Consider the following 12,928-nt stretch of genomic DNA (forward strand, 5'->3'; position numbering starts at 1 on the left):
CGCAAAGCGGAAGAAGCAATCCAGAGCGGCTTGGAGCAACCTCTGAATTGCTTCGCTCCGCTCGCAATGACGTCGGGAGGCGTTCAGCCGGTTGCGCTTGCTGTCATGACCTGACGCCCGTCCGAGGCGAAGGCGGCAAGGTCTATGGCTTCCCCTGCCCCGCGCATGACGAGATGGAGTGGTTCGCCGCAGATTGCAGGTGACAGGCCACGGAAGGCGAAGCTTTTCAGCGCCTTGTCGCCCCGCTCGCGCTGAGCGAGATCGAGCAGCAGCGTGGCGGTCAGCGGGCCGTGGACGACGAGGCCGCGATAGCCCTCTTGCTGCGTGGCATAGGGCTGATCGTAGTGGATGCGGTGGCTATTGAAGGTCAGCGCCGAGTAGCGGAACAGCAGGCGTTCATCAGGCACGATGGTGCGGTGGGCAGACCACGGTGCCGGATCGAAGGTGGCAGCGGCAGGCGGTGGCGGGACCGGCGGGCTTCCCGCTGGCGCGGCATCACGATAGACAACGGTCTGCACTTCCCGGACGGCAAGTTCACCGTCGCACAGCGTTTCATGCGCGATGTCGACGAAAACGAGATTGCCGCTTCCGCCCTCCTTCTCGCTGACCGCCACGACAGTCGACAGGCGTTCGACAGGGGCCGACAGCGTAAGCGGCGCAAGAAACTCGACCTTGCTTGAGGCCCACATGCGGCGCGGGAGCTGCACCGGGGGCAGGAAGCTGTCGGGGCTGTCATCGCGCCGGGGGTGACCGTCGGAGCCAAGCCGGGAGGTCGGCGCATCGGGCGTGCACAGGCACCAGTGGAAGCCTTGCGGCATGGTGTTGCTGGTCGGTGCTTCACGATCAAGCGTCGCGAGCCAGCGAATGGCGAGGCTGGCGTCCGCCCGCTCGGCGCGGCGCTCGGTTCGGCCGATCCATGCGTCCCACATGCCCGTCAATTGCGCCCCTCCAGCAGGCCCCGAGCGATCACTTGCGCCTGTATCTCGGCGGCGCCCTCGAAGATGTTGAGAATGCGCGCGTCGCACAGAACGCGGCTGATCTCGTATTCGAGCGCATAGCCGTTGCCGCCGTGGATCTGCAATGCGGCATCGGCGTTGGACCACGCAGCGCGGGCGGCGAGAAGCTTGGCCATGCCGGCCTCGATATCGCAGCGCTTGCCCGAATCCTTGGCGCGGGCGGCGGCATACGTGAGCTCGCGGGCCATGACGATATCGACGAGGCTCATTGCCAGCTTGTCGGCCACGCGGGGGAAATGGACGATGGCCTTGCCGAACTGCTTGCGGCTGCGCGCATAGTCGAGCCCGAGTTCCAATGCGCGGCGGGCAACGCCGACGGCGCGGGCGGCGGTCTGGATGCGGGCGCCTTCGAAGGTGCGCATCAGCTGCTTGAAGCCTTGCCCTTCCTCGCCGCCGAGCAAGGCATCGGCAGGCGCGGTCATGCCATCAAACTGCAGCGCGTATTCGCGCATGCCACGATAGCCGAGCACTTCGATCTCGCTGCCGGTCATCCCGTGGGCAGGAAAGGAATCGTCTTGAGTGCCGCGCGGCTTGGGAACGAGCAGCATCGAGAGGCCGGCATAGCCCTTCGCTTCCGGCAACGTGCGGGCGAGCAGAGTCATCATGTCCGACCGGGCGGCGTGGGTGATCCAGGTCTTGGCACCGTCGACCACCCATTCGCCAGACGCAGAACGACGCGCGCGGGTCTGGAGCGAGCCAAGGTCGGAGCCGGTATCGGGTTCGGTGAACACGGCGGTGGGCAGGACGTCTCCGCTGGCAATGGCGGGGAGCCACTTTGCTTTCTGGTCAGGCGTGCCGCCGAGTACGATCAGTTCGCCTGCAATCTCGGAGCGCGTACCCAGCGAGCCTGCGCCGATCCATCCGCGCGAAAGCTCCTCGGTGACGACGCACATGACCAGCTTCCCGAGGCCGAGGCCACCGAACTCTTCCGGAATGCAGACGCCGAAGGTGCCGAGATCGGCCATGGCGCGCACGGTCTCGTCCGGGATCAGCGCGTTGGCGAGGTGCCAATGATGCGCGTGGGGCAGGATCTGCGCGTCGGTGAAGCGGCGGAACTGGTCGCGGATGGTGTCGAGGTCGTCATCGCCGAAACTGTCAGACGGCCATAGGCCCGAGGCGAGCGCGGCGGCTATTTCGGCGCGGGTTTCCGCATGGTCGGCATCGATCAGGTGGACGCAGGCTTCGGCCAATATGCGTGCGGCCAGGCAGAGGTCGAGGTCTGCGGGGCGGACGATCTCGTTCTGGCCCATCGGCAATCCGCCGACGACCTGGGCCAGCGTCTCGGAAAAGGCGAGCCGGGCAACGGCGTGGTCGAGTGCTGAATCGCTGCGTGCGGCCCATGCCGATGTGGCCTCCAGCGCGGCGACGCTGGTAGCGATCCAGGCAAATCCGTGGGCGCCTCGCTGGTGCTCGTCGATGCGCGAGCCTTCCAGACGGGCAGCCAGCGCGGCCCTGGCCGCTGCCTGATAGTCTCGCGCCGCGGCCAGTTCGTTATTGAACATCCTGTTCTTTTTCCGGATTGAAGAATATAAGCATTGCTATTATCGCCACGGCATGAAAGTCAACGTGGCCTTCTTGTCATCTGACGTCGGACGTCTGTTCCGCAAGCGTTTTGCCGCGAGCGCGCAGCACTTTGGCGTGACAGGTCCGCAATGGCGGATGCTGGCAGCGATCCAGCGTGATCCCGGCACGAACCAGGGCGCCCTGGCAAGCTGGCTCGAAGTCGAGCCGATCACGGCGGGCCGCATGATCGACCGGCTGGAGAAGATGGACCTTGTCGAGCGGCGGCACGATCCCTCGGATCGCAGGTGCTGGTGCCTGCACCTGACGCCCAAGGGCGAGGATCTCGTCAGACACATGGCACCGTTCGCGCAGCAGGCAATCAGCGAGGCGGTCTCGGGACTTTCCGAAGAGGACCATGCCGTGCTGCTGGCTCTGCTCGAGCGGGTCCGATCCAACCTTTCCAACGATGCAACTCCTGAAGCGAACCTGATCCATGGCTGAGGCTGACCCCTTCCCTCCCGAGAATACGCCCGCCGCAGTATCTCCTGCAGCATTAGCTGCCAGCGAGCATGCCGGAGCGATGCGCTCCAGGCGGATGCGCACGGTACTGATGATCCTCGGGCCGGTTGCTGCCGTGGCAGGCGGCCTGTGGTACTGGTTCGGCAATCCCGGCGTGGTCGAGACCGACAACGCCTATATCAAGCAGGACATCGTTGCCGTGGCGGGCGAGGTCAGCGGGCTCATCACGCAGGTCAAGGTGCGCGACAACCAGCACGTCAAGGCGGGCGACGTGCTGTTCACGATCGATCCTTCGACCTTCACCGCAACCGTCCAGCAGGCCGACGCCCAGATCGCGACTGCGCAGGCCAGAGTGACCGCGCTCAACGCCGACGTTGCCGCCAAGGCTGCAGACCTTGCCGCGGCGGGCGACGATCTGGCACTGGCCCAGGCCAACTTCGCGCGCGAGAAGGCGCTGATGGACAAGGGCTTCAACACTCGCGCGCGGATGGATGCGGCAGAGCATGCCGTGGCGGTGGCGCGCGACAAGATCGTCTCGATCCGCGCCGAAGTGGAGCAGGCGCGGGCCGAACTGGCCAACGGGGCGCAAGTGCCTGGCGTCAATCCCGCCATCGCAGCAGCGCAGGCTAACCGGGCCAAAGCAACGCTCGACATCGAGCGCACGGTGGTACGCGCGCCCGCTGACGGGATCGTCACCCAGGTCTCGCGGCTGCAGGTGGGGCAGATGGTGTTCCCCGGCGTACCGATGCTGTCGATCGTGCGCGACGGCAGTGCGCGGGTGGAGGCGAACTTCAAGGAGACGGACCTGGGCCGCATGCGCCCGGGCCAGCCTGCCGAGATCGAGATCGACGCCTATCCGGGGCTGAAACTGAAAGGCCATGTCGATTCCATCGGTGCGGGCACGGGGTCGGAGTTCTCGGTGCTGCCGGCGCAGAACGCTACGGGCAACTGGGTCAAGGTGATCCAGCGCGTACCGGTGCGCATCGCCATCGACAGCAAGTCCGAGCGGCCGCTGATCGCGGGGCTGAGTTCCGACGTCACGGTTCATGTCGGCAAGTAGCGCGGAAAATCCGCCGCTCGTCTCGCGCAACCGACCGCTGATGCTGGTCGGCGCGATGGCGGCGATGGTCATGTACACCCTCGACACGACGATCGCGAACGTTGCCCTGCCGCACATGACCGCATCGCTCAGTGCCACGCAGGACACGATCACCTGGGTGCTCACAAGCTACGTGCTGGCATCGGCTGTTGCGCTGCCGCTGGCCGGATGGCTGGTCGACAAGTTCGGCATCCGCACGATGATGCTGGCCTCGGTCCTGCTGTTTACCGTTGCATCGATGCTGTGCGGCGCGGCGCAGAGCCTAGAGCAGATGGTGCTCTTCCGCATCCTGCAGGGGCTTGGCGGCGCATTCCTGTCACCACTGGCGCAGACGATAACGCTGGATTCCAGCACGGCGGAGGAGAGGCCCAGAATGATGGGCCTCTATACGCAGGGCGTGATGCTCGGACCGATCACCGGGCCGATCATCGGCGGATTCCTGACCGACAACTACAGCTGGCGCTGGGTGTTCTACGTGAACTTGCCAGTGGGCCTCATATGCTTCGTGCTGCTGCTGCTCTATCTGCCCAAGACACCGACGAAGCGGCGACGCGTGGACATTACCGGTTGGGTGCTGGTGGCGCTCACCGTTTCGGCCCTGCAGCTGATTCTCGACCGTGGGCTGACGCTCGACTGGTTTGCTTCGGCCGAGATCGTGACTTATGCCGTGGTGGCCTTGGCCTGTGCGTGGCTGGCCGTGTTCCACTTGTCGGGCACGGCACATCCGCTTTTTCCCGCCGGGCTGTTCCACGACCGCAATTTCACGGTGGGCCTTGCCTTCATGTTCCTGATCGGGCTCGTCATGATGTCGGTAATGGCGCTGCTGCCGGGGCTGCTCCAGCAGATCTACGGCTATACGCCGCTGCAATCGGGCATGTTGCTGGCGCCACGCGGAATCGGCATGCTGGCGTCGATCACGCTGTTCGGGCGCTTCATGACCAAAGTGGACGCGCGCGCGCTGCTGGCGCTGGGGCTGCTGCTGATGGGCGCATCCATGTGGATGATGACCGGGTGGTCGCTGGAAATGCCGCGCGGGCCGATCATCATGGCGGGGCTGCTCCAGGGGCTCGGCCTCAGCTTCACGTTCATGCCGATGAACCTGATCTCGTTTGCGACCCTGCCTCCGCAGTACCGCACCGATGCCTCGAGCCTTGGAAACCTGATGCGCAACCTTGGTTCCTCGATCGGGATTTCGGCGGCCTCGGTCGAGCTGGCGCGGAACATCCAGGTCAACCATGCCGAACTTGGCGCCCACGTGACGCGCACGCTTGTGCCCTTCGATCTGGACAGGATCACGGCCTATGGCGGGGTGGGCGACACGATGCTGCGGGTGATGGATGGGATGGTCAACCAGCAGGCGGCGATGATCGCCTATATCAATGACTTCTATGTCATGGCCCTGGCTTGCATCTGCGCGATCCCGCTGCTGTTGCTGGTACGCCCGGCCAAGCCGCAACCCAAGCCCCAAGACTGAGAATCGCGAAGGCAAAAAAGGGGGCTGACTTGCGCCAGCCCCTTGGAAAGTTTGGGAGAGGATGCCTGAAAGGCACCCCCTCTATCCACGTTGGCGCCTAATGCTGCAAGTGCGAACGGCGCTAAGTGAGTTGCAAATCATGCATACGATGCCTGTTTGGCTGCAAGCACCGTGTTGCTGAGCAGGCAGGCTATCGTCATTGGCCCCACGCCGCCGGGCACGGGCGTCACCGCCTTGGCGTGATCGAGTTCATGCGTGGCGCAATCACCAACGATCCTGGTGTTGCCATCGTGATCGACCACCCGGGTAATGCCGACATCGATGACCACCGCGCCGGGCTTGACCCAGTAACCGCGCACGAGGTGAGGCGCACCGGCGGCGGCGACGATGACATCGGCCTTGCGCGCGACATCGGGCAGGTCCTTGGTCTCGATGTGCGTGACGGTGACAGTCGCCTCGCGCTCGAGCAGGAGCATCGAGACGGGCTTGCCGACGATGTTCGACTTGCCGATGACCACGACGTTGAGGCCGCGATAATCGTCGATCACGCTGTCGAGCAGGAGCATGACGCCAAGCGGAGTGCAGGGAACGAGGCCTCCGGTGCCGGTGGACAGGCGGCCGACGTTGACCGGGTGGAAGCCGTCGACGTCCTTGCCGGGATCAATCCGGTCGAGCACAAGCGCGGCGTCGATGTGCTTGGGCAGCGGCAGCTGGACAAGGATGCCGTGGATCGCGGGATCGGCATTCAACTCGTCGATCAGGTCAAGCACGGTATCCTGCGGCGTATCGGCTGGCAGCCGGTGCTCGATCGAGCGGATGCCGGCCTTGCGGCACTGGCTGATCTTGCGACCGACATAGACTTCGCTTGCCGGATCGTTGCCGACGAGAATCACGGCAAGGCCGGGTGCCGTGCCGCCGCTGGCGACGATATCCGCCACCTCCTTTGCCGTGCGCGCCAGCACTTGCGCGGCGAGCGCCTTGCCATCGATAATCTGGGCCATTGCCTGTTCCTAAACCGCTAATATTGTATGTGTTGCATACAATATTAGCGGTGAGTGTCGCGGAAGGCAACCGCCTCCGGCACGACATCGGCCAACACATGCGCCAAGGCGCGCGCATTGAGGTCGCGCGCCTTCTCCTCGCTTTCCGCCTCGCTGTAGCAGCGCAGTTCAGGGGCGTTGCCCGAGGGTCGGAAATGGATGATCGCGCCATCGGCAAAGGTCATGCGATAGCCATCGGTCGTGTCGATGCCGGTGGGGAAGCCAGCAATATCGCCAAACAGGCGCGCGATCCGCGCGAGCTGTTCGTCTTCCGGACCGTGCGACAGGAAGGCAATGAGCGCAGCGCTGTTGTCCTGCGGGAAATCGGCGACACGGTCCGAAAAGGTGAAGCGCGGGGGCAGGTCGGCCACGGCATCGGCAAGCGGGCGGTCCTTGGCGTTCAGCACCACGGCGATGATCGGCAGCAGGGCATCGCGCGTCGGCAAGGCGGCCAGATCGCCAACCTTGCTGCCAAGGAGGAAGCCGCCATTGGCTTCATAGCCGCAGACGCGGGCGGCAGGGTCTGCCTCGGCAGCGTCCATCATCGCCCGGATCACATAGGGCGAGCCGATCCGGGTGCGCACCACGGACGGAACCGTGCCGCTGAGTTCCAGCACCCTGTTGGAGCTGACCGGCGTGACCACCACGTCCGCAGCCACGGCGCGGGCGCAGAGCAGGCCGACGATGTCGCCGCGCAGCCAGGTGCCTGCGGCATCGGCGACCAGCGGACGATCGGAATCGCCATCGGTGGAAATGATCGCGTCGACTTTGTTCTGCGCGGCCCACTGCGCGGCAAGATCGATGTCCTCCTGGCGAATGGCTTCGGTATCGACCGGCACGAAGACCGTCTCACGCCCGAAGGGGACGGCCTTGGCACCCAGAGCCTCGACCGCACGGACGAGGACGTCCCGGCCGACTGCAGTGTGCTGATAGACGCCGATCGTCAGCCCGGCGAGCGCATCGGCACCGAAGTGGCGCACGTAGCGCGCGATGTATTCGTCAACCACATCGGTGACGGGGGGCATTTCGACCGGGGCGAGCAGGCTGTCATCATTGCCGAAACGGGCCGGGTCCTGCGCCACGCGCTGGGAGACGATGCCGCCTTCGTCGCTCTTGAGCACTTCGCCATGGGGGCGATAGAACTTGATGCCGTTGCGGTCTGCCGGGATGTGGCTGCCGGTGACCATGATCGAAGGCATGCCTATACCCATGGCGTGGAAGGCCAGCGCGGGCGTCGGCGTGAGGCCGCAGAACACCACCTCGCCGCCGCAATCGCGCACGGCCGTGGCGCAAGCGGCGAGAATCCGGGGCGTGCTGGTGCGCAGGTCTCCCGCAAGGGCGACGCGGTCGCCGGAAGAGAACTCCCCGATCTGGCGAAGATATTGAAGAAACGCCGTTGCATAGGCATGGCAGAGCTTGTCGGTCATGGCCACGGCGAGTCCGCGCACGCCGCTGGTGCCGAACGGGACTCCGCTGTTTGCCATCAACTCGGCTACGGTAGCGCCGCTTTCGATCGACATATCATTCATAAGCAACTGTTTTCCACTTCAAAGTCGATCCGTACCGAGCACCTGCAGCACGAAACCACGATCTTGCTGACAACATCACGCCATAGCCGCTTCGGGACAGCCTTGGCAAAGAGGCGCTGCCCTGCGGACCGAACCGGATGCACCCTTGTCAGTTCCCCAAGTCACGATTTTGCCACTCTATTTCGGTTGTGTGGCACATCCGTGTCCGGGTGGGCCTCTTGCGGTTCAGCAAAAAAAGTTCACACATCATTGCCACAAAGACATCGAAGCGCCCCCACTTGTGCTGCACTTGCGAAGATTGGACTAAACCAAGATCATGGCCGTTGCCCACTCCGAAACGTCAACCGGGGCGAACCATCACCACGTACCGACGTTCCGCGACTTCTTTCGCTGGGCAATTCAGGTACTTGGCCCAGATGCGGCATTTATCCGGCTGGCGCTGCTGTTTGGCGCGGCGATATCGCTGCTGTCGCTGGCGACGCCGATTTCGGTCCAGTTGCTGATCAACTCGGTCGCCAACACTGCCCTGCCCGCTCCACTTCTCACGCTTGCGGCGATTCTCTTTTCTCTGCTCTTGCTGTCGGGCATCCTGAGTGCCTTCCGTGTCCATTTGCTCGCCAAGTTCGAGCGGCGCTTCTTCGCTCGGCTCGTTGCGGAGATCACTTTGCGCGCAGTTCATGCGCAGAACCCGTTCTTCGTCGATTCCCGGCGCGGAGACCTGTTCAACCGGTTCTTTGACATGGGCGTGGTGCAGAAGGCGCTGACAAGCCTGCTGATTGCCGGCTTTACCATTGTTCTGCAGAGCTTTGTCGGTCTGCTGGTGACGAGCTTCTACCACCCGTTCTTCCTGGCCTTCAATCTGGTGCTGGTCCTGCTGGTCCTGGTCATCTGGCGCATATGGGCCAACTCGTCGATCGCGAGCGCCGTGTCGAAGAGCCATGCCAAGCACGCCACTGCGCACTGGCTCGGTACGGTGGGCGGCTCTAACGGCGTCTACAAGTCGAGCCGGCACATGGCCTATGCCATCCGCCGGTCCGAGGACATGACCGCGAACTACGTCGCGGCTCATCGCCGCCACTTCCGCTACACCTTTGGCCAGACGCTGGCGCTGCTGCTGCTTTATGCGCTGGCCAGCGCGGGCCTGCTGGCACTGGGCGGGTGGCTGATCCTCGAAGGCGAGTTGTCGATTGGCCAGTTGGTGGCCGCCGAGCTGATCCTGTCGGGCGTGTTCTACGGCATTGCCCAGCTGGGCACCTATCTCGAGGTTTTCTATGAGCTCGCAGCGAGCCTCGAGGAGTTGAACCTGTTCTGGGAAGTGCCGCAGGAAGGTGCCCCTCTTGCCGGGACAGAAGGCGACGCTGCTCGCCTTGTCGACGGATCGATCCGCCTGCGTCAGGTGGAGCATGGCCCGCATCGCTTTGACTTTGCCGTGCCCGGTGGAGCGCAAGTTGGCGTCCTCGCCGCACCCGGCGTGGAACGTACGCTGGCGACGCTCCTCAAGCGCCTCGAAGTGCCGCGCAGCGGTTTCGTCTCGGTAGGCGGCGCGGACCTTGCAACGTTCGACATGTATCGCCTGCGTTCGGACGTGATCGTGCTGGACCGCCCGACCATCGTCGAGATGTCGGTGCGGGAGTATCTTGCCCTCAGTGCGCCTGACCGGCCCGACGCGATGATCCAGGCGCTGGAGCTGGTCGGTCTCGACCGCCGCGTAGGGGCGCTGGATGGTGGGCTCGACGCTCTGCTCTCAAGCACGGGCTTTCCGCTGACAGTGGGCGAGACGATGACGCTTAAACTGGCAGGCGCCGTGCTGGCGCATCCGCGTGTGCTTATGCTTTCGCCAATCTACGACATGCTGCCGCCCGAACGGCTCGATGGCGTATTCGCAGCGCTGCGCGAGCATGGCACGACGATCCTGCAGTTCACCGCACGACCCGAAGGACTGGTGCGCGACCGGTGGCTGTGGCTTGGCCCGAAGGAACAGCGCGAGGGTACTTGCCTTGAGGATATCGAGCCATTCGCCCGGGGCGATGTCACCGCCCAAGGGGAGCGCTGAGCCATGGCCATGACTCCTGGTAATTCCGTGCGGCACGACCTTTCCGCCTTCCCGACGCTGGCCAGCCTCAAAGTGCCGCGCACCACCCGCACGCTGGGGCGGATGATCGCGGTGACGATTCCACTGTTGCTGATCCTGCTCTTCGCGGTGAAGTGGGTGCAGACAGCGCCGGGCCGGGGCGAGGTGATTGCGCTCAATCCCGAGGACCGCGTCCAGCAGGTTACTGCGCTGGTACCCGGACGCGTCGAGCGCTGGTTCGTGGTCGATGGCCAGCAGGTCAAGAAGGGCGATCCGATCGCGCGGATCATCGACAACGACCCCGATCTGCTCGCCAGCCTCGGAGCCGAGCGGGCGCAGGTCGTTGCGCAGATTGCGGCTGCCGAACAGGCGCTGGCCACAGCGCGGCTGGACGTGACGCGTACCTCCCAGCTCTATGCCGACGGCCTAGCCGCTCGCCGCGACTACGAAAACACGCAGATCAAGGTTGCCGAAATGGAAGCCAAGCTCGCCGAGGCGCGGGCCAAGCTCAACAAGGCCAATATCGGTCTGAACCGCCAGTCGGCACAGCTGGTGCGCGCGCCGCACGACGGGCGCATTCAGCAGCTGAACACCGCAGCCGGTGCAACGCTGGTCAGCGCGGGCGACTGGCTGGCGACAATTGCGCCCGAGCGCCAGCAGCGCGTGGTCGAGCTCCTGGTCGACGGCCGCGACGTGGCGCTCGTCCGGCGTGGGCAGGCAGTGCGCCTGAATTTCGAGGGCTGGCCTGCAATCCAGTTCAGCGGCTGGCCGTCGGTGGCGATGGGCATGTTCGACGGACGCGTACTGGCGATTGACCCTTCGGCCCAGAACAGCGGGTTGTTCCGCGTGCTGGTCGAGCCGATGCCGGGGAAGCCCGCCTGGCCAGACGACAATTACGTTCGCCTGGGATCGAAGGTGCGTGGCTGGATCCAGATGGAGACGGTGACCATCGCCTACGAACTGTGGCGCCAGCTCAATGACTTCCCGCTGGAATTCCCGGTTCCGGTCGACACCGGCCCGCGTAAGGGAACCGCGCTCAAGGCCCTGACCGACAAGGAATCGACCAAGAGCAAGAGCGGCGGCAAGTCGGACGAGTATGACGGCGCAGGCTACGGCGGGGCTGGATACAGTGAGGGCGGGGAAGAGAAATGATCTTCCGGATCGTGGCCGCGATCCTCGCCTTCCTGTCGCTTGCGACCCCGGCAGCGGCGCAGGTGGCAAAGGCGCGCGAGCTGACCTTGCGCGAGGTATTGCAATCCTCGGCCACGCATGCCCCGCAGATCCTCGAGGCAATGGCGCGACAGCGGCAGGCCGATGCCCGCGCGCTCAGCGTGGAAGGACAGTTCGACCTCGTGTTCAACGCGGAGGCAACCACGCGGCCCCTCGGCTACTACAATGGTTCCACGGCCGAGGTTTCAGCATATCGCCCGCTCCAGAACAACGGTGGGCAGGTCTATGGCGGCTACCGCAAGTCGTTCGGTGACTTCGCGTCTTACGAAGGCAAGTCGATCACCAACGAATTCGGCGAGATCAAGGCGGGGATGCTGTTCTCGCTGCTGCGTGACCGCGTGATCGACGAACGTCGCGGGCGGCGCGAGCTGGCAGGCGCCGACATCGAGCTGGCCGAGCTGGACCGCGATCTGGTGGCCATCGGCGTGCAGCGTCGCGCCATCGAGGCCTATCAGCTGTGGGTGGCAGCGGGCATGCGCGTGCGCATCTATCGCGAAATCTACGATCTTGCCAAGGAACGGCAGGCCTCGATCGAGCGGCAGATCGAACTGGGTGCCCGTCCCTCGATCCTCGGCACCGAGAACCAGCAGAACATCGTGCGGCGCCAGGCGCTGCTGGTGCGCGCCGAGCAGGATCTGGAATTGCAGGCCAATGCGCTTTCGCTGTTCCTGCGCGATGGCCTGGGTCAGCCAGTCGTACCATCGGCCGAGCGGCTGCCTCCAAGACTGAGCGACGGTGTTACCCCTCGCCTTGTCGACCAGAGCGCAGCCATCGCGGCCCGGCCCGATCTTCAGGCGCTGCTCACACGGATCGAGCAGGCGGGCATCCGCGCGCGCCTTGCCGAAAACGATCTGAAGCCGCGCCTCGACGTGCGGGTGGAAGCCTCGAAGGATATCGGCGCGGGATCTCCCGTCCGCACGCCGACCGAGGGCATGGTGGGCCTGCGTTTCTCGGTGCCGCTCGAACAGCGCGCGGCCAAGGGCCGCATTGCAGAGGTTGCGGCCGAGCAGGATGCCCTGTCTCTGCGGCTGCGCCTGCTGGAGGAGCAGATCGGCGTGGAGATCGCCAACTTGCGTACGCAAGTGAAGGGCGCGGAGAAGCTGGCAGGGCTTGCCACCGCCGAAGCCGCCCTCGCCCGCAAGATGGCCGAAGCCGAGCGCCGCCGCTTCTCGTTGGGCGCGAGCGACTTCCTTGTGGTGAACCTGCGCGAGGAAGCGCTGGCCGATGCCACTGTGCGCGAAATCGACGCGAACTATCGCCACGCCGCCTCGCAGGCCGAACTCGTCGCCGCGCTGGCCGATCGCGAACAGCTCGGGCTCTGAGGTTGAGCGCTATCATGATCTGCAAGTGTGGATTTTGTGACGGCGGGTCTCCCCTTCCAGTACACGCCCTCGTATAGCCGCCCCAGCCTGGACCGGAGCCTACATGTCATTGCTTGCAGCAGGCC

General features: G+C 64.8%; 10 protein-coding genes. 6 read left to right on the plus strand and 4 right to left on the minus strand.

Annotated elements, in window-relative coordinates; genetic code table 11:
- Positions 1-83: 83 nt before the first annotated feature.
- The gene (locus ACZ1JW_RS19200; RefSeq protein ID WP_465143117.1) at positions 84-929 is read right to left on the minus strand and encodes an HTD2 family dehydratase; all 846 of its coding nucleotides are present in this window, start codon (positions 927-929) and stop codon (positions 84-86) included.
- Between the two features lie 5 nt (positions 930-934).
- Positions 935-2,518 (minus strand): acyl-CoA dehydrogenase family protein, encoded by a 1,584-nt coding sequence (locus tag ACZ1JW_RS19205; RefSeq protein ID WP_465142931.1) that lies wholly within the window; start codon positions 2,516-2,518, stop codon positions 935-937.
- A 52-nt stretch (positions 2,519-2,570) separates the two neighbouring features.
- On the opposite strand from ACZ1JW_RS19205, the gene ACZ1JW_RS19210 reads away from it, so the two are divergent.
- The 3 genes from ACZ1JW_RS19210 to ACZ1JW_RS19220 are packed head-to-tail and all read left to right on the plus strand — an operon-like array spanning position 2,571 to position 5,611.
- On the plus strand, positions 2,571-3,020 hold the full coding sequence (locus ACZ1JW_RS19210) for a MarR family winged helix-turn-helix transcriptional regulator (RefSeq protein WP_465126540.1): 450 nt from the start codon (positions 2,571-2,573) through the stop codon (positions 3,018-3,020).
- Positions 3,013-4,098, plus strand: coding sequence for an HlyD family secretion protein (locus ACZ1JW_RS19215; protein ID WP_465142932.1), 1,086 nt, complete (start codon positions 3,013-3,015; stop codon positions 4,096-4,098). Before ACZ1JW_RS19210 ends, ACZ1JW_RS19215 begins: the two co-directional genes overlap by 8 nt.
- Positions 4,085-5,611: a DHA2 family efflux MFS transporter permease subunit gene (locus ACZ1JW_RS19220; protein ID WP_465142933.1), complete on the plus strand. Its 1,527-nt coding sequence runs from the start codon at positions 4,085-4,087 to the stop codon at positions 5,609-5,611. Before ACZ1JW_RS19215 ends, ACZ1JW_RS19220 begins: the two co-directional genes overlap by 14 nt.
- A 137-nt stretch (positions 5,612-5,748) precedes the next feature.
- Here the strand turns inward: ACZ1JW_RS19220 and folD are convergent, their stop codons facing one another.
- Together folD and ACZ1JW_RS19230 are read right to left on the minus strand one after the other, a co-directional pair.
- Positions 5,749-6,612, minus strand: coding sequence for a bifunctional methylenetetrahydrofolate dehydrogenase/methenyltetrahydrofolate cyclohydrolase FolD (gene folD / locus ACZ1JW_RS19225; RefSeq protein WP_465126543.1), 864 nt, complete (start codon positions 6,610-6,612; stop codon positions 5,749-5,751).
- Positions 6,613-6,656: 44 nt separating this feature from the next.
- On the minus strand, positions 6,657-8,171 hold the full coding sequence (locus ACZ1JW_RS19230; RefSeq protein WP_465142934.1) for a phosphomannomutase: 1,515 nt from the start codon (positions 8,169-8,171) through the stop codon (positions 6,657-6,659).
- Between the two features lie 325 nt (positions 8,172-8,496).
- Between ACZ1JW_RS19230 and ACZ1JW_RS19235 the strand changes: the two genes are divergently transcribed.
- The 3 genes from ACZ1JW_RS19235 to ACZ1JW_RS19245 all read left to right on the plus strand — a co-directional run bounded on the left by ACZ1JW_RS19235 (position 8,497) and on the right by ACZ1JW_RS19245 (position 12,803).
- Entirely contained in the window at positions 8,497-10,233 is a 1,737-nt protein-coding gene (locus ACZ1JW_RS19235) for an ABC transporter transmembrane domain-containing protein (RefSeq protein ID WP_465142935.1), read from the plus strand.
- A gap of 102 nt (positions 10,234-10,335) precedes the next feature.
- Positions 10,336-11,403 (plus strand): HlyD family secretion protein, encoded by a 1,068-nt coding sequence (locus tag ACZ1JW_RS19240; protein ID WP_465143118.1) that lies wholly within the window; start codon positions 10,336-10,338, stop codon positions 11,401-11,403.
- Positions 11,400-12,803: a TolC family protein gene (locus tag ACZ1JW_RS19245; RefSeq protein ID WP_465142936.1), complete on the plus strand. Its 1,404-nt coding sequence runs from the start codon at positions 11,400-11,402 to the stop codon at positions 12,801-12,803. Before ACZ1JW_RS19240 ends, ACZ1JW_RS19245 begins: the two co-directional genes overlap by 4 nt.
- Positions 12,804-12,928 lie beyond the last annotated feature (125 nt).

The organism is Novosphingobium sp. BL-A-28-Hi1-0D (assembly GCF_055521755.1).

What these genes read in the sequence shown, in the direction of transcription:
- ACZ1JW_RS19240 (WP_465143118.1), top strand. Translation starts at nt 10,336, where the DNA reads ATGATCGCGGTGACGATTCCACTGTTGCTGATCCTGCTCTTCGCGGTG.
- ACZ1JW_RS19210 (WP_465126540.1), top strand. Translation starts at nt 2,571, where the DNA reads ATGAAAGTCAACGTGGCCTTCTTGTCATCTGACGTCGGACGTCTGTTC.
- ACZ1JW_RS19200 (WP_465143117.1), bottom strand. Translation starts at nt 929, where the DNA reads ATGTGGGACGCATGGATCGGCCGAACCGAGCGCCGCGCCGAGCGGGCG.
- ACZ1JW_RS19215 (WP_465142932.1), top strand. Translation starts at nt 3,013, where the DNA reads ATGGCTGAGGCTGACCCCTTCCCTCCCGAGAATACGCCCGCCGCAGTA.
- ACZ1JW_RS19230 (WP_465142934.1), bottom strand. Translation starts at nt 8,171, where the DNA reads ATGTCGATCGAAAGCGGCGCTACCGTAGCCGAGTTGATGGCAAACAGC.
- ACZ1JW_RS19205 (WP_465142931.1), bottom strand. Translation starts at nt 2,518, where the DNA reads ATGTTCAATAACGAACTGGCCGCGGCGCGAGACTATCAGGCAGCGGCC.
- ACZ1JW_RS19245 (WP_465142936.1), top strand. Translation starts at nt 11,400, where the DNA reads ATGATCTTCCGGATCGTGGCCGCGATCCTCGCCTTCCTGTCGCTTGCG.
- ACZ1JW_RS19235 (WP_465142935.1), top strand. Translation starts at nt 8,497, where the DNA reads ATGGCCGTTGCCCACTCCGAAACGTCAACCGGGGCGAACCATCACCAC.
- folD (WP_465126543.1), bottom strand. Translation starts at nt 6,612, where the DNA reads ATGGCCCAGATTATCGATGGCAAGGCGCTCGCCGCGCAAGTGCTGGCG.
- ACZ1JW_RS19220 (WP_465142933.1), top strand. Translation starts at nt 4,085, where the DNA reads ATGTCGGCAAGTAGCGCGGAAAATCCGCCGCTCGTCTCGCGCAACCGA.